Source organism: Amycolatopsis minnesotensis, assembly GCF_039529815.1.
GTDB classification, from domain to species: domain Bacteria; phylum Actinomycetota; class Actinomycetes; order Mycobacteriales; family Pseudonocardiaceae; genus Amycolatopsis; species Amycolatopsis minnesotensis.
Window position 1 is genome coordinate 88,032 of the sequence record NZ_BAAANN010000007.1, and the last position, 14,182, is coordinate 102,213.

The 14,182-nt window shown below is 71.9% G+C and carries 15 protein-coding genes; 7 read left to right on the forward strand and 8 right to left on the reverse strand.

What is annotated here, in order from left to right; genetic code table 11:
- Positions 1 to 699 precede the first annotated feature (699 nt).
- Together ABD256_RS10675 and ABD256_RS10680 are read right to left on the reverse strand one after the other, a co-directional pair.
- On the reverse strand, positions 700 to 1,527 hold the full coding sequence (locus tag ABD256_RS10675; RefSeq protein ID WP_344416267.1) for an ABC transporter permease: 828 nt from the start codon (positions 1,525 to 1,527) through the stop codon (positions 700 to 702).
- A 5-nt stretch (positions 1,528 to 1,532) separates the two neighbouring features.
- Positions 1,533 to 2,498 carry an ABC transporter ATP-binding protein gene (locus ABD256_RS10680; RefSeq protein WP_344416269.1) on the reverse strand — a complete coding sequence of 322 codons (966 nt, stop codon included), beginning with the start codon at positions 2,496 to 2,498 and terminating at the stop codon, positions 1,533 to 1,535.
- 232 nt (positions 2,499 to 2,730) lie between these two features.
- On the opposite strand from ABD256_RS10680, the gene ABD256_RS10685 reads away from it, so the two are divergent.
- A complete protein-coding gene (locus ABD256_RS10685) occupies positions 2,731 to 4,038 on the forward strand; it encodes a sensor histidine kinase (protein ID WP_344416271.1) in 1,308 nt (435 codons plus the stop codon).
- Positions 4,013 to 4,660: a response regulator gene (locus ABD256_RS10690; RefSeq protein WP_344416273.1), complete on the forward strand. Its 648-nt coding sequence runs from the start codon at positions 4,013 to 4,015 to the stop codon at positions 4,658 to 4,660. The genes ABD256_RS10685 and ABD256_RS10690 overlap by 26 nt, the downstream gene beginning before the upstream one ends.
- 2 nt (positions 4,661 to 4,662) lie before the next feature.
- On the opposite strand, the gene ABD256_RS10695 is transcribed toward ABD256_RS10690, so the two are convergent.
- Complete coding sequence (locus tag ABD256_RS10695) at positions 4,663 to 5,898, reverse strand: macrolide family glycosyltransferase (protein WP_344416275.1); 1,236 nt, start codon at positions 5,896 to 5,898, stop codon at positions 4,663 to 4,665.
- Between the two features lie 182 nt (positions 5,899 to 6,080).
- On the opposite strand from ABD256_RS10695, the gene ABD256_RS10700 reads away from it, so the two are divergent.
- Positions 6,081 to 6,263: a hypothetical protein gene (locus ABD256_RS10700; RefSeq protein ID WP_344416277.1), complete on the forward strand. Its 183-nt coding sequence runs from the start codon at positions 6,081 to 6,083 to the stop codon at positions 6,261 to 6,263.
- A gap of 653 nt (positions 6,264 to 6,916) precedes the next feature.
- Here ABD256_RS10700 and ABD256_RS10705 read toward each other — a convergent pair.
- On the reverse strand, positions 6,917 to 7,255 hold the full coding sequence (locus tag ABD256_RS10705; RefSeq protein WP_344416279.1) for a hypothetical protein: 339 nt from the start codon (positions 7,253 to 7,255) through the stop codon (positions 6,917 to 6,919).
- Positions 7,256 to 7,437: 182 nt separating this feature from the next.
- On the opposite strand from ABD256_RS10705, the gene ABD256_RS10710 reads away from it, so the two are divergent.
- From ABD256_RS10710 to ABD256_RS10725, 4 genes are all read left to right on the forward strand, one after another.
- Positions 7,438 to 8,673 (forward strand): MFS transporter, encoded by a 1,236-nt coding sequence (locus ABD256_RS10710; RefSeq protein WP_344416281.1) that lies wholly within the window; start codon positions 7,438 to 7,440, stop codon positions 8,671 to 8,673.
- A 91-nt stretch (positions 8,674 to 8,764) separates the two neighbouring features.
- Entirely contained in the window at positions 8,765 to 9,178 is a 414-nt protein-coding gene (locus ABD256_RS10715) for a GNAT family N-acetyltransferase (RefSeq protein ID WP_344416283.1), read from the forward strand.
- A gap of 9 nt (positions 9,179 to 9,187) precedes the next feature.
- Positions 9,188 to 10,639, forward strand: coding sequence for a LuxR C-terminal-related transcriptional regulator (locus ABD256_RS10720; protein WP_344416285.1), 1,452 nt, complete (start codon positions 9,188 to 9,190; stop codon positions 10,637 to 10,639).
- Between the two features lie 61 nt (positions 10,640 to 10,700).
- Entirely contained in the window at positions 10,701 to 11,144 is a 444-nt protein-coding gene (locus ABD256_RS10725) for an ester cyclase (RefSeq protein WP_344416287.1), read from the forward strand.
- Here ABD256_RS10725 and ABD256_RS10730 read toward each other — a convergent pair.
- The 4 genes from ABD256_RS10730 to ABD256_RS10745 all read right to left on the reverse strand — a co-directional run bounded on the left by ABD256_RS10730 (position 11,119) and on the right by ABD256_RS10745 (position 14,177).
- A complete protein-coding gene (locus tag ABD256_RS10730; RefSeq protein WP_344416289.1) occupies positions 11,119 to 11,742 on the reverse strand; it encodes a LysE family translocator in 624 nt (207 codons plus the stop codon). The two genes, ABD256_RS10725 and ABD256_RS10730, sit on opposite strands and share 26 nt — an antisense overlap.
- Before the next feature lie 5 nt (positions 11,743 to 11,747).
- Positions 11,748 to 12,626 carry an LLM class flavin-dependent oxidoreductase gene (locus ABD256_RS10735; protein WP_344416291.1) on the reverse strand — a complete coding sequence of 293 codons (879 nt, stop codon included), beginning with the start codon at positions 12,624 to 12,626 and terminating at the stop codon, positions 11,748 to 11,750.
- Positions 12,627 to 12,684: 58 nt separating this feature from the next.
- Positions 12,685 to 12,972, reverse strand: a complete 288-nt coding sequence (locus ABD256_RS10740; protein ID WP_344416293.1) for an imine reductase family protein — start codon at positions 12,970 to 12,972, stop codon at positions 12,685 to 12,687.
- A gap of 599 nt (positions 12,973 to 13,571) precedes the next feature.
- The gene (locus ABD256_RS10745) at positions 13,572 to 14,177 is read right to left on the reverse strand and encodes a TetR/AcrR family transcriptional regulator (RefSeq protein WP_344416295.1); all 606 of its coding nucleotides are present in this window, start codon (positions 14,175 to 14,177) and stop codon (positions 13,572 to 13,574) included.
- Positions 14,178 to 14,182 lie beyond the last annotated feature (5 nt).

The window sequence follows — 14,182 nt, forward strand, 5'->3', positions numbered from 1 at the left end:
CGAAGGTCACCTTCAGGGACCCCAGCGGCTCCACACTCCGCTACCCAACTCACCGGATCGACGCACACATCATCACCGCGACCTCCGGGAACCCGAACGCCCCGAACTCCACCCCTCCTAAGAACCCGCGCCGCCCCAACAGAGACCCCACATGCCCCGAAGGCGCCCTTGACGGAATCTGACGCCGCGAAGGGCACCTTCACGGCATCAGCACCCCTCAGGCGAAGCGAGCGAGGGGCGAGATCGCGGCGTCAGATTCCCCGAAGGTCACCTTCGGGGCAATGACGGGCCAAGACAGGCCCCGCCCTCCATGAGATCCGCCGCCCGCCCGCCTGCCTGCCTACAGCCAACCGCCACTCGCCCGCCCACACCCCCAAGCACCCCTCGCCCGCCCACCCCCCGAGTGCCGCTCGCCCGCCTACCCCCCGAGTGCCGCGAGGCCCGCGCCGAAGGCGCGGTCACTCCCAACCCAGCCACCCACCCGGCGACCCGGCGCGCCGGGAGCGTGCAGGGCCGCCAAGGCCCTCTGAATTTGCGATGGCGGGGGCGCCCGCAACTAAACAGCTACTCACCTGGAGAGCCGCGCCCCCGGTAGCGCAAATTTCGACACGCGATAAACAACACGGAACCGCCCGGCCGTGGGGGTGCGACCGGGCGGTTCCTGTTGACGGGCGCCAAAAGCGCCCGGGTCCAGTGGGGTCAGCCGGAGTCTCTCGACCGCATCACCAGGTGGGCCGCGCCGAGCAGCACGACCACCCAGCCGGCGAGCACCAGCCCGGCGATCCCGGGGGTCAGGTACTCGGGCGAATGGACGTCCGGCTCGATCGCGCCGAGGAATCCCGCCGCCGAGGACGGCAGGTAGGCCATGATGTGCTCGCGGAGCCAGTCCGAGAGCAGGCCGCTGACGATCAGCGGGGCGAAGATGATGCCGATCGACGTGGCGATCGCACCGGCGGCGCTGCGCAGCAGGACTCCGAGCGCGACCGCGATCAACGCGAACCCGGCGGCTTGCAGGCCCCAGCCGAACATGGCCCGGAGCACGCCGGGGTCGCCGAATCCGAGGTGCGGCAGCCCGTCGCCGCCGAGCATCGCCTGCCCGCCGCCGAACGACACCACCGCGAACAGCGTGCCGCCCGTGAACGCGACCGCGAACGCCAGCAGCACCTTGGAGGTCAGCACGCGCCCGCGTTTCGGCGTGATGGTCAGGGAAAGCCGGATCATGCCGCTCGCGTACTCGCCGGAAACCAGCAGCACCCCGAACACGGCGAACAGGATCAGCCCGAGGCTCATCCCCACCATGCTGGTGTCGCCGGGGGTGAACGCGGCGCGCTGCTGGGTCGAAAGCTCGTCGAACGACGCCGCGTTGGCGAGGGTGAACAGCAGCGAAAGCCCGACGCTGACGAGCAGCGCGACCCCGAGCGTGGCCCAGGTGGACCGCACGGTGCGGAGCTTCGTCCACTCCGAGGAGAAGGTGGCGCCGAGCCCCGGCACCCTCGGCCCGGTGGTCGCGCTCAAGGACGTGGTCACGGGTGTCACTTCCCTTCGGGCTGCAGGGTGCGGAGGGTTTCGGCCAAGGCGCGCTCGTCGGCGACGTGACCGCCGGACCGGTACTGCACGCTGTCGCTGGTCAGGTCCATGAACGCGGCCTCGAGGCTGGCGCGCCGCGGTGACAGCTCGTGCAGGCCGATGTGGCGGTCCAGCGCGATGTCCCCGATCTCGGGGGAGCCGAGCCCGGCGACCAGCAGTGCGCCGTCCTCGGCCACGGTGACCGAGCCGCCCGCGCGCTCCACGGCTTCGGCGAGTTCCGGGGCGCGGGGCGAGACGACCCGGACGTGGCTGCGCGCGCTGCCCTGCGTCAGCTCGGTGATCGACATGTCCGCGATGAGCCTGCCCCGCCCGATCACGATGACGTGCTCCGCGGTCTCCTCCATCTCGTTCATCAGGTGGCTGGAGACGAACACGGTCCTGCCCTCCGCGGCCAGGTCCCGCATGAGTGTGCGGATCCAGTAGATGCCTTCGGGGTCGAGGCCGTTGACCGGCTCGTCGAACATCAGCGTCGGCGGGTCGCCGAGCAGCGCGGTGGCGATGCCGAGGCGCTGGTACATGCCGAGGGAGAACCCGGTGATCTTCGCGTCGGCCGCCGAGGTGAGGCCGACGGTGTCGAGGACCTCTTCGACCCGCTTCCGGCCGGCCCCGCCCGCCTTGGCCACCCACCGCAGGTGGTTGCGCGCCGATCTGGCGCCGTCGACCGCCTTGGCGTCGAGCAGCGCGCCCACTTCGTGCATCGGGGCGGCGAGTCCGGCGTAGGACTTCCCGTTGACCTCGGCGGATCCTTCGGTCGGCGCGTCGAGGCCGAGGATCATCCGCATGGTGGTCGACTTGCCGGACCCGTTCGGCCCGAGGAAGCCGGTGACCACCCCCGGTTTGATCTCGAAGGAAAGGCCGTCGACCGCCTTCACGTCGCCGTATTTTTTGGTGAGGGAATTCGCTTCGATCACGATCGATTCTCCGAAAGGCGTTGCGGTTGTTTCCATGAAACCCCGTGCCGCGGTTGATCTGGTAGCGCAGAAGGTGGTCAGCGGGTGCAACGAAAGTTGAAACGCGGACACCGCCGCCCCGCGAGATATGGGGAAAACCCCAGAATTCACCCGGTGCGCCCGTGCGACAATGCCGCGCCACCGCCCGAGATGCGGTCTGGCCGTGCGCGCATTCGCCGGTATCATCGCTTTCGTGAACGGCGACCCGGCCGACGGCTTTTCCCGGCACCGCGCCCCGGCGCGCCTGCGGGACGCGTTTTCCCGCCGGCGCTTCCCGGCTCTGCTGCTCGGCCTCGCCGCCGGGCTCGCGCTGCTCGACATCGCGCTCGACGTCAACGGCTCGCCGACCACGGGGTGGGCGGGCCCGCACGCGAACCTCGTACTCCAGCTCGCGGTCGACGCGACGCTGCCCCTGCTGCTGAAGTACCCGCGCACGGTGGCCGCGATCGCGCTCGCGGTGACGGCGGCGCTGGCGGGCTCGGACGTGTTCGCACCCGGCCTGCTGGTGCCGGTCGACCCGATCACCTCGATGACCGTGCCCTCGGCGACACCGGTGGTGATCATCGGCGTGGTCCGCCTGCTCGACCGCTCCGCCTGGCTGCCGATCGCGGGCGCCTTCACCGTGCTCGGCGCCCGGCTGTGGCAGCCGGACTGGGAGGTCACCCCGTTCGGCCTGCTCAGCACGGCCGTGCCGACGCTGGTGGCGGTGTACTACAGCACCCGCCAGGACCTGATGCTGCACCTGCGCCACCGCGCCGAGCGCGCGGAACGCGAACGGCACCTGCTCGCCGAGCAGGCCAGGGCCGAGGAGCGCAGGCAGCTCGCCACCGAGATGCACGACGTCGTGACGCACCGGATCAGCCTGATGGTGCTGCAGGCGGGCGCGCTCGGCGTCCGCACGAAGGAGGACGAGACCAGGCAGGCGGCGAACGACATCCGCGTGTCCGGCACGCAGGCGCTCGACGAGCTGCGCGATCTGATCGGCGTGCTGCACGGGTCGAAGGAGAACGAGCCGGAGCCGGTGCGCGGGGACGCCGCCGGGACGCGCCGGTCCTCGGGCGAGCAACCGCCGCTGGACCCGGCCGTGCTGGTCGAGGAGTGCGAGTCCGTCGGCGTCCACGTCGACTTCGCCCGCGCCGGCGCCTCGTCGGACGTCTCGCCGACGGTGGCCCGCACCGCCTACCGGATCATCCAGGAAGCGCTGACGAACGTGCGCAAGCACGCCCCGTCCGCCCGGGTGACGGTCGACCTGCGCTACCGCAAGGACGGGGTCGACGTGACGGTGGAAAACGCGGCGCCGGAACGGACCGCGGACCCGGCGCTGGCGGGCACCGGCTCCGGCACCGGGCTGTCCAGCCTCCGGCAACGGGTGGAGCTGATCGGCGGTAGCCTGGAAACCGGGGTCACCACCGGCGGCGGCTACCGTGTCCGGGCCACCCTGCCCGCCTACGTGCCGACCGCTGGGAGCCGGAGCCTTGATTCGCTTGCTGCTCGTCGATGACGAGTCGATGGTGGTCGCGCACCTGACGGCCATCCTGGAACCGGTCGAGGACATCGAGGTCGTCGGCAGCGCGAACGACGGCGCGGAAGCGGTGGAGGCGGTGGGCCGCTTCTCCCCCGACATCGTGCTGATGGACCTGCGCATGCCCGGCGTGGACGGGATCACCGCGATCGAGCGGATCGCCACCATGCCGGAGCCGCCGGTGCTCGTCGCGCTCACCACGTTCGACGTCGACAGCTACGTGCTGCGCGCGCTGCGCGCGGGCGCGGCGGGCTTCCTGATCAAGTCGACCCCGCCGGACGAGCTGATCAAGCTGATCCGGGTCGCCGCGGCGGGGCACACGGTGCTGGCCCCGGAGGCCACGCGGCGGCTGATGGCGGCCTCCCGCGGCGGCAGGCAGCGCTCGGAGGAGGCCAAGCAGCGGCTCACCGGGCTGAACGAGCGCGAGCTGGACATCCTCGCCTGCCTCGGCCGCGGGCTGTCCAACGCCGACGTGGCGAAGAAGCTCCACCTCTCCGAGGCCACCGTGAAGAGCTACGTGTCGCGGCTGCTGGACAAGGTCGACTGCGCCAACCGCACCCAGGCCGGGCTGCTCGCCCAGGAGGCCGGGCTCGCGGACTGAGCTCAGCGCACGGCGACCGGGGTCTGGAACTCGATCTCGTCGGCCGCGCGCGAGGCGGCGTTCTCCGCGTCGATCGTCTCGCTCATCCGGCGCATCCGTTCGGCGTAGGCGGGGTCCGAGGTGATCGTGGAAACCGCCTGGCGCACCGATTCCGGTGTCACGTCGTCGAAGTCGAGCCGGACGCCCAAGCCGAGTTCGTCCACACGGGACGCGGTGGCTTCCTGCTCGAGCGTCAGCGGGACCGAGACGAGTGGAACGTGCCACCGCAGCGCGCTGTTGAAGCTGTTCAGGCCTGCCGAACCGACGTAGGCGCTGGCATGCGGCAGCACCAGCGCGTGCGGCAGCCACTGGTGGACCTCGACGCCGTCGGGCAGCTCGCCTACCTCGGCGGGGTCGACCCTGCCGCCGACGGTCAGCACCACCTGCCGGTCCTCGGCCGCGAGCGCGAGCGCGCACCGGCGGAAGAACTCGGGCGAGGTCTTCGCCGAGGTGCCGAGGGACACCAGGATCGCGGCGCGCCCGGCAGGCGGCTCCCAGCTTCCCTCCGGCACCGGATCCGGCGAGGGGCCGATGCACAGGAACCGGTCCGGCAGGTCCTCGTCCGCGCCGGGCTGCAGGAAGCGCGGCGCGAACGAGAGGTTCGACGCCGCGTCTTCGCACCGCAGCACGGAAAGCGCGGTTTCGCGGTCGTAGCCGAGCGCCGCCAGGTCGGCGAACATGCGCTCGCCCGCCGCGATCAGGCCCGCGTGCGCGCCGAGGCTGGCCGCGGTGACCTCGCCGTCGTCGGGCTGTTCGGTTTGGGGGTCGCCGGCCGGCTCGTCGATCGTGTAGAAGTGCGGGTAGAGCCGGACCAGCGGGAGGTTCCAGCGGTGCGCCAGCAGCCGCGCCGTGTGCGTGCTGTTGTCGTCGTGGACGATCAGGTCGGGCGGCTGCTCCGCGAACGCTTCGAGCGCGCCGTGCAAGGGCGCCAGCCCTTCCCGCATGAGGTCGATGAGCATCCGCGCCGTCTCGTCGACGGTGCGCACCTCGCCGACGGGCTCGGGGAACTCCGAGAAGTACTCGACGACTTCCGCGCCGGAGCCAGCCACGAGGTGGGCGAGCCGGTCCGCGACGAAGTAGGTGACCCGATGGCCCCTCGCGACCAGCTCGTGCACGATCGGCAGGGTCGGCCGCACGTGACCGATCCCGGGGAAGCTGAAGAAGGCGTAGTGCCGTCGCACGGGCGAAGAAAGGGACACGCCGCGACGCTAACCGCCGCCCCGGCGCCCGCGCGCCGCTAGCACACGAACCTTGAGCGGTTCCCTAACGAGTTTCCCCAGCGGTGCGGCCGCTTGAGCGGGGCCGTCAGCTCGTACCGGGTTCTTCTCGCGAGGACAGCTTCACCGCGGTGGATTGGCATGCCCGAGTCGGAGATCCCGGAGTGGGAACGCACAGCGGCGCGATGCGCCTCCGTGCGGGCCGCGCGGAGGATCGCCGCACGATCGCCGGGATCGCGAGCACCGAGCGCACGCCCCCGGCGTCGACCGCGGGATCGAACTCGTGGCTGACCGTGTCGCCGCCCGGGTGGTCCGCGATCGCGACCCTCACCGCTGGGGCCTCGTGATGCCCAGGCCCCGAAGGGAGCCTTCGCGGCACCAGATAGGGCCCCTTCAGGGCATGCGCGACGCGTTCCTGGCCCTCGCGACGCGTGGCATGGCGATGCTGACGCCCTGAAGGTCGCCTTCGCGGCATCAGACTCCCCGAAGGCGACCTTCAGGGCATGCGCAGCGGGACCCCACCTCGGCCTCCATAGCAGCATCCTTCAGGGAAGGCGCACGTCGATTCCGGCGAAGTGGATGACCGAAGCTGATGCCCCGAAGGGGCCCTTCGCGGCATCAGATTCCCCCGAGGACCCCTTCAGGGCATGCGCGAGCTCAGGGCATAGCGCCGGAACGAAGAAAGCACCGCACCCAAGGGCCTGCCCCTTTGAAAGCGACCTTCAAGGAATCCGAAGCCACGAACTCCGCCTCCGCAAAGCGGCACCCCCAACCGCGCATGCCCCGAAGGCGCCCTTCAGGGCGTCTAACGCCGCATTCTCACCCCTCACCCTTCGGAGCCTCGTGATGCCCATGCCCCGAAGGACGCCTTCGCGGCACCAGATTCCCCCAAGGGCCCCTTCAGGGCATGAGCGAGCCATCGGCACGCCGAACCGAAGAAGACTCCGCCTCCACGGCCCGCACTCCCCCGAACCCGAAGTCGCCTTCGGGACACAAGCGGTTAGGGCCGGTCGCCTTCGGGGATGTTGCGCGGGCTGCCGGGACCACCCGACTGCTGCACCGGGAGCTGTGGCGCGACAACGGTTTCGGTGACGACCTTGGTCGCGGTGACGGTGACCGTGACCGGGGCGGGCTCGGCGGCGGGCTGCGTGACGGTCTGCGGTGGCGGGGCCGCCTGCGTCACCGAGGACACCACGGTGACCGCCGGCGGGACCACGGCATTGGCGGGTTTCGGGGCCGGTTTCACGACGATGATCAACGCGGCGACGAGGAGCCCTCCCCCGAACCCGGCGAGGGAGCCGACCGCGATCGTCCCCGCGTCCGGTGCCTGCCGAACCATGGCACACCTCCTCGGTACCACCGACCGGGCATGGCCAATCCCCTGACAGACGGTCACCGGATGGCGGAGTCGCCTCCCGTGTCCGCTGCTGGACGCGTCACAGACTACTCGCGTTGATCTCCGTTGTCGTTACAGAGCGTTCAGGCCGTGTCGGCACGGGAGTTTCTGGCAAGCTCGTCGTCATGAAAGCGGGGCTTCTGGGGCGGCCCGACTTCCGCCGGTTCTGGCTCGCCGACGCGCTCAGCCAGTTCGGCACCCGGATCAGCGTGCTGGCGATCCCGCTGCTCGCGACGCAGACGCTGCACGCGTCGGCGTTCCAGGTGTCGCTGCTGCGCACCCTCGAAACGGCGGCGTACCTGCTGTTCGTGCTGCACGTCGGCGCCTGGTGCGACCGGATCCGGGTCCGGCCGGTGCTGGTGGTCGCCGATCTCGGGCGCGCCGCGGCGCTCGCCACCGTGCCCCTTGCCGCCGCCTTCGGCTCGCTCACCATCACCCACCTGCTGGTCGCGGTCGGCATCACCGGGGTGCTGACGGTGTGGTTCGACGTCGCGCACCAGACCTACCTGCCGCGGCTGATCGGCCGCGACGAGCTCGTCGAGGGCAACGCGCGGCTGCAGGCGAACATGTCGATCGCGGCGGTGGCCGCGCCGAGCCCCACCGGTTTCGCGGTGCAGGCGGTCGGCGGCGCGTCCGTCGTCGGCCTCAACGCGCTCGGGTACCTCTGGTCGGCGTTGTGGCTGCGCGCGGTCAAGACGCCGGAGCACGTCCCGCCCGCCGCGGAAAAACGGCACCTGCGCCGGGAAATCGTCGAGGGCCTGCGGTTCGTGGCCAGGCACCCCGTGCTGCGCGCGGTCGCGGGCCACGGTGCGACGCACGGCTTCTTCCAGTCCGCGCAGATCGCCATCGTCGTGGTGTTCCTGAGCCGCGAAGTGCGCCTTTCGCCGTTCGCGATCGGGTTGCTCAGCACGTCCACGCTGGCCGGTGCCGTGGTGGGCGCGTTCGCGGCGCGCCCGCTCGCCGACCGGCTCGGGTACGGCAGGGCGTTGCTGGGCATCGGGATCTTCGAGGGCGTGAGCTACCAGCTCTTCCCGTTCACCGCGCCGGGCTGGGCGCTCGCCTGCTACGTGCTCGCCGGGTTCGGCTCGAGCTTCGGCATCGTCGCGATGAACGTGCTGTCGGCGAGCTTCCAGCAGGCGGCGGCGGGCGAGCACGTCCGGGGCAGGGTCAACGCGACGGTCCGGTTTCTGGTGCTCGGGGTCGCCCCGCTGGGCAGCCTCCTGGGTGGCGTGCTCGCGGAGGGCGCCGGCCTGCGGGCGACGCTGTTCGTTGCCGCGGGTGGCGTGCTGCTCGCGATGGGCTGGCTCGTCTTCTCGCCGCTGCGGAACGTCCACGACCTGCAAATGCATGGTTATGCGTAGATCTGAATTTATACGCTTACGGGGATGGACGAGCTGATGCGGCGGAGCTGGCCCGCGGACCGAACTGGACATCGACGGCGCGATCGCCCGCGTGGAACGGCTGTACCGCGACCGCGCGCTGACCCCGGCGTTCCAGATCGGCCCCCGCGCACAGCCCGCCGATCTCGACGACCGGCTCGACCGCGCGGGCTACCGGCTGGTGCTGACCACGCTGGTGTTGACCGTGGCCGCCGAGGACGTGCTCGCCAAGATCGCGGCGACCGGGCGGCTCGCCCTCGACGGCGAGTGGGGCGGGCTCGCCGGGGTGGCCGTCCGCGACGACGCGCGGCGGCGCGGGCACGCGACCACGATCATCCGCGCGCTGCTGGAAGCCACCACCGTGCGACGCGTGCGGCCGCAGGTGGTCGCGGACAACGCACCGGCGAGCGGATGGGGTTCACCACGGCCTCGGAGTACCACTACCGCGTGCTCGAAGCTTAACGATCTCTCAGCCGCCGCCCGCTAGCTTGACGCCATGGCCGGGGCGCAGGAGCTGATCGCCGAAGCCCACCACGCGTGGAAGTCCGGCGACGGCGAGCGGGCGCGAGCGCTCACCGAACGCGCGATCCACGCGGGTGACGAGCGCGAGAGCCGCGCCGGGCTCGCGCGCCTGCGCGGGCTCGTCGAGCTGTACGGCGGCGATCAGGCCGCCGCGCAGGAAAACCTCGAACTCGCCGCGGAAGCGCTCAGCGAAACCGAGCCGGGCCAAGCCGCGGGGCTGCTGTTCATGGCCGCCGACGCGGCATCGCACCGCGGGCGCGTCGACGAGGCCGTCGAGTACGTCCGGCGCGTGCGCGCCCCCGGTTACCGCCGGTTCGGCGAATGGTTCGCGGCGTCGCTGTGCGGCGAACTGGCCGCCGGGCCGTGGCAGGTGCTCGACGGCGCCCCACCGGAACTGGACGAGCGCAACGCGCACCGCTGGGTGCTGAGCATGGCGATCAGCCGACACGGCCCGTACCCCGGCGCGGCGCGCGCGTTCGGCGTGGTCGCGGTGGAACGCCTCGACGCGTACGGGATCGGGGCGATGGGCACGGTCGTCCTGACCTGGCTCGCCGAACTGGAACTGCGCCTCGGCCACCTCGTCGACGCGCACGCGCACGCCGGTGAAGCGCTGACCCGCGCGACGGCGATGAGCCTGTCGGCAACCGCCACCGACGCGCACGCCCTCCTCGCGCACCTCGCCGCGATCACCGGTGCCGACCGGCAATGCCGCCACCACGCGGAATTCGCGCTGCGCACGGCCGCCGTGACGCACAACGACCTCGCCGCCGCGCGGGCGAACTGGGCGCTCGGGTGCCTGCACCTCGCACACGGCGAGTTCAGCGAGGCGGCCGAGCGGCTGCGGCGGCTGCCGCACCCCGCGATCGCCGCGGCGGCCGTCGCCGACCGGGTGGAAGCGCTCGTCCGCTGCGGCGAAGCCGGCGAAGCGCGGGCGGTGCTCGGGGAGTTCACCGGCGACCCGGCCGCGCTCGCGAGCTGCCGCGCGCAACTTCCCGCCGAAGAACCGGAAACCCAGTTCACCCTTGCACTGTCCACACCGGACAGTGAGCTGCGGACGTTCGACCGCGCGCGGACCCGGTTGCGCTACGGGCGATGGCTGCGGCGGGAACGACGGGTCGCCGAAGCGGTCACCCAGCTCCGCGCCGCGCTGGAGGCGTTCCAGGGTCTCGGCGCCGCACCGTGGACCGGCGCCGCGGCCGCCGAGCTGCGCGCCGCGGGCGCCCGCGCGGGTGACACGACCGCGCACCCCCTCACCGCGCAGGAGCGGGAAGTGGCCAGGCTCGCCGCGTCGGGGCTGTCCAACAAGGAGATCGGCGCGCGCCTCTTCATCAGCCCGCGCACGGTCGGCTACCACCTGTACAAGATCTTCCCGAAGCTCGGCATCGCGAACCGGGCGCAGCTGCGCGGCACCGCGCTCGCCGGGTAACGGCGGCGACGGACGCGCCGACTTCCGGTCATGGGGACGAACGGCCGAGAGGTGTGGTGGGATGACGCCCGCGTCGAACAAGGCGGTCGTGCGCCGGTGGCTCGACATCCTGGAGACCAGGGAGTACGAGCGGCTCGACGACATCCTCGCGGAGAACGTCTACGACCACGACGGTGAACGGCCCGGTGTCGCGTGGTGGCGCGAGGTCCGCACCAAGCTCGACGCCATGTTCAGCGAAACCTCGGTCACCGTGCACGACCTGGTCGCGGAGGGCGATCGCGTGGCGGCGCGGTTCACCGTCACCGGTGTCCACAGTGGAGACGGCATGCCGCAGCTCGGCGCCGTGCCCGCCACCGGGAAGCGGTTCGAATGGGCGCACATGCACCTGTTCCGCTTCTCCGGCGCGGGCAGGATCATCGAGCACTGGGCGGTGCGCGACGACCTCGGCCCGGCGATCCAGCTCGGCCTCGCCGAACCGGTCAGCCCACCTCCGCCGCCAGCTTGACGCCGAGTCCGATGAGGACGGTCGCGGTCACGCGGTCGAGCCAGCGCTTCACCGCGTCCCTGCTGAGGAACCGCTTCGCCTTGGTGGCGGCCCAAGCCAGGCCGGAGAGCCACACCAGCCCGGCGCCGACGTGGATCAGCACCAGCGCCGCGCCCCACACCGGCGCGCCCGCCGGGATGAACTGCGGCAGCAGGCTCATGTAGAACACGCCGACCTTCGGGTTGAGCAGGTTCGTCACCATGCCGGACCGGAACGCCACCCACCAGCTCGGCGCGGCGGGCACCGCCTGCTCGACGGTCTCGCGCTTGCGGCGCAGGCTCTTCCAGAGCGCCGAGCCGCCGAGCCACAGCAGGTACGCCGCGCCCGCGATGCGCACGACGTTGTAGGCGACGTGCGAAGCGGTGAGCAGCGCGGTGAGGCCGAGCACGCTCGCGCTGCCCCACACCAGGCAGCCCGCGCTGATCCCCAGCACGGCCGCGATCCCTCGGCGGCGCCCGCCGAGGATCGAGTTCCGCAGCACGAGCATGGTGTCCAGGCCGGGTGTCATCACCCCGAGCAGCGCGACGACGGTGAATCCGAGCAGTACCCCAGTAGTCATGTCGTTCATGACAGCACAGAACGCCGGATCTCCGCGAGCAGATCCGCCGCGCGGTACCAGCCGTCACCGCCCGGCGCGCCGACGAACGCGAGCTTTTCGACGCCCGCGTCGGCGTATTCGGCGAACCTCGCCGACACCTCGGCCGGTGTCCCGGTGACGACGAAGTCCCGCACCGCTTCCGCGTCGATGCCGTAGTTCGCGGCGAGCTGGCCGGCGTAGCGGTCCCGCAGGCCGGGAGCCGGCTTCGCGACCAGCGACCCGTGGATCACCATCGCGATCCGCGGCGCCGGGCGGCCTTCCCCGTCGGCCAGTTCGGCCAGCCGCGCGCGCGTCTCGCGCACCTGATCCGGGCTCTGCATCGCGCCGAGCCAGCCCGCCCCGTACCGGGCCGTGCGCCGCAACGCGGCCGCCGACCCGCCACCGACCCAGATCGGCGGCATCGGCGCCGACGGCGTGAGCGTGACGTCACCGATTCCCGCGACTTCGGTGGGCTTCCCGCCGAGCAGCCCCGGCAGCGCGCGGAGGAACTCGTCGGTCGCGCGGCCGCGATCGGACGGCGACGCCCCGGCCATCCGCCACTCGTCCGTCGCGCCGCCGACGCCGACCCCGGCGACCAGCCGCGGCCCGGCGAACCGGGCCAGGCTGCCCAGTTCCCGCGCCGCCCAGGCGAGCGGGCGCAGCGCGGGCAGGAGCACGGCGAGCCCGATGTCGACCCGCTCGGTCACCGCCGCCGCGACGGCGAGTTCGAGCGTGCTGTGCACGCCGTGGTCGAGGTGATCCCCCTTCCACACGCCGTCGAGGCCGATCTTCTCGGCGTACGGCGCGGCGCCGGTGGCAGCCGGGAACCCGCTCTGCGGCAGGAAGATCCCGATCTCGGTGGTCATGCGGCGCCCCCTTGGTCCGTCGGTACCCGCGACCGTAGAACCTCCACCAAGGTTGAAGTCAAGGCGTCCGGATGAGCTCGGCCAGGCTCGCGAAGCTCTTCTCGCCCAGCCCCGCGGCGATCCCCTTGGCGGTCAGCGACTCGATCAGGCGCGGCAGCCCGGCATCGAGGCCGTGCTCCTCGCATGCCCGCACCAGGTGCCCCATCAACGGCGCGTCGAGTTCGAGCCACTCGCCGTCGCCCGGGTACTCCCCAGCGTCGAGCTGCCCCGCGTACTCCCCGATGACGTCTGCCACGGTCGTGCCGAGCCAGCGGGTGAGCAGCGGCGTCAGGGTTTCGGCGCGCACTCCGGCGGCGCCGAGCAGGGTCGCCGTCTGCAGGTACCCGAGCAGGGGTGGCCCAGGCGAAGTTCAGCATCGCCAGGTCGTAGAGCGAGGCGAGCCCGGCGTCCGCGCCGAGGTAGGTCGCCCCGCCCAGCGGGGAAAGCGCGTTTTCGCCCTGGCGGAACGCCTCGGCGGAACCGCTGTAGACCAGCACCGTGCCCGGCAGGCCGACGTGTTCGGGATGGGCCATCAGCGCACCGTCGAGATAGCGCGCGCCCCCGGCCGGGAACCGGGCGGCGATGTCCCGCGCCTGCGCGCTCGTCCCCGAGGTGAGGTTGACGACCGCGCGGGCATCCGGGAAGGCGCCGTACTCGTCGAGCAGGCGCCCCACGGCGCGGTAGTCCTCTACGCACAACACGACGAGCGCTGCCGTCGGACCCGGTACCTGTTCCGGCTTCCGCGTCGTGACTTCGTGTCCCGCCGACGCCAGCGCTCCGGCGATCGCCACGGCTCGCGGGTTCGCGCCGAACACCGTCACCGGCTCGCGCTTCGAGTTCATGAGGTTCCCTCCAGGTCGGCACACTCAACCTACACAATGTAACTTACATTGTGTAGGTTGAGTTTCACGACCTGGTGGACGCCGTCAGTTCGGCGTGCCGCCGCAAGGCACCCACCACGACGGTGACGCTCCCGGCGATCGCGGCCGCACGGGAAAGCCGCCCGGCGGCGGCCTCGCGGGCCACCCCTTCGACCGTGCCGAGAATCCCGGTGAGCACCGCGAAATCGGCGCGGCGGCGCAGCGGCACGAACGGCGCGAGCGCGGAGTGGAACTCGTCGACGTAGAACTCTCGCGACTCGCGCAGGAAGTCCCGCGTCTCCGGACTGCCCGACAGCGCCGCGTGGACCTCGTCGCACTCGGCGCCCGCGGCCAGCACCCCGTCGATGTAGGCCGTGCTCAGCACCGACACCACGGCGTCGACCGATTCGGGCCGGTCCCCCAGCGCCTGCCGGATCGCCCGGCCGATCCGCTGGTCGTACTCGCGGTACAGGGCCATCAGCAGGCCCTCGCGGCTCTTGAAGTGGTCGTAGGCGATCGGCCGGGAGACGCCCGCGCGCTCCGCGAGGCTGACCAAGGTGAGCGAGTTGGTGCCGTCCGCGCGGATGATCTCCGCAGCCGTCGCGAGCAGTTGCAGCCGCCGCTCGTCGCGGCTCATCCTGGTCGCTGCCATCCCGG

Bases quoted from the DNA above. Each gene is read 5' to 3' on its own strand.
- ABD256_RS10705 (WP_344416279.1), bottom strand. From the start codon at position 7,255: ATGGTTCGGCAGGCACCGGACGCGGGGACGATCGCGGTCGGCTCCCTC.
- ABD256_RS10710 (WP_344416281.1), top strand. From the start codon at position 7,438: ATGAAAGCGGGGCTTCTGGGGCGGCCCGACTTCCGCCGGTTCTGGCTC.
- ABD256_RS10720 (WP_344416285.1), top strand. From the start codon at position 9,188: ATGGCCGGGGCGCAGGAGCTGATCGCCGAAGCCCACCACGCGTGGAAG.
- ABD256_RS10725 (WP_344416287.1), top strand. From the start codon at position 10,701: ATGACGCCCGCGTCGAACAAGGCGGTCGTGCGCCGGTGGCTCGACATC.
- ABD256_RS10730 (WP_344416289.1), bottom strand. From the start codon at position 11,742: ATGACTACTGGGGTACTGCTCGGATTCACCGTCGTCGCGCTGCTCGGG.
- ABD256_RS10735 (WP_344416291.1), bottom strand. From the start codon at position 12,626: ATGACCACCGAGATCGGGATCTTCCTGCCGCAGAGCGGGTTCCCGGCT.
- ABD256_RS10745 (WP_344416295.1), bottom strand. From the start codon at position 14,177: ATGGCAGCGACCAGGATGAGCCGCGACGAGCGGCGGCTGCAACTGCTC.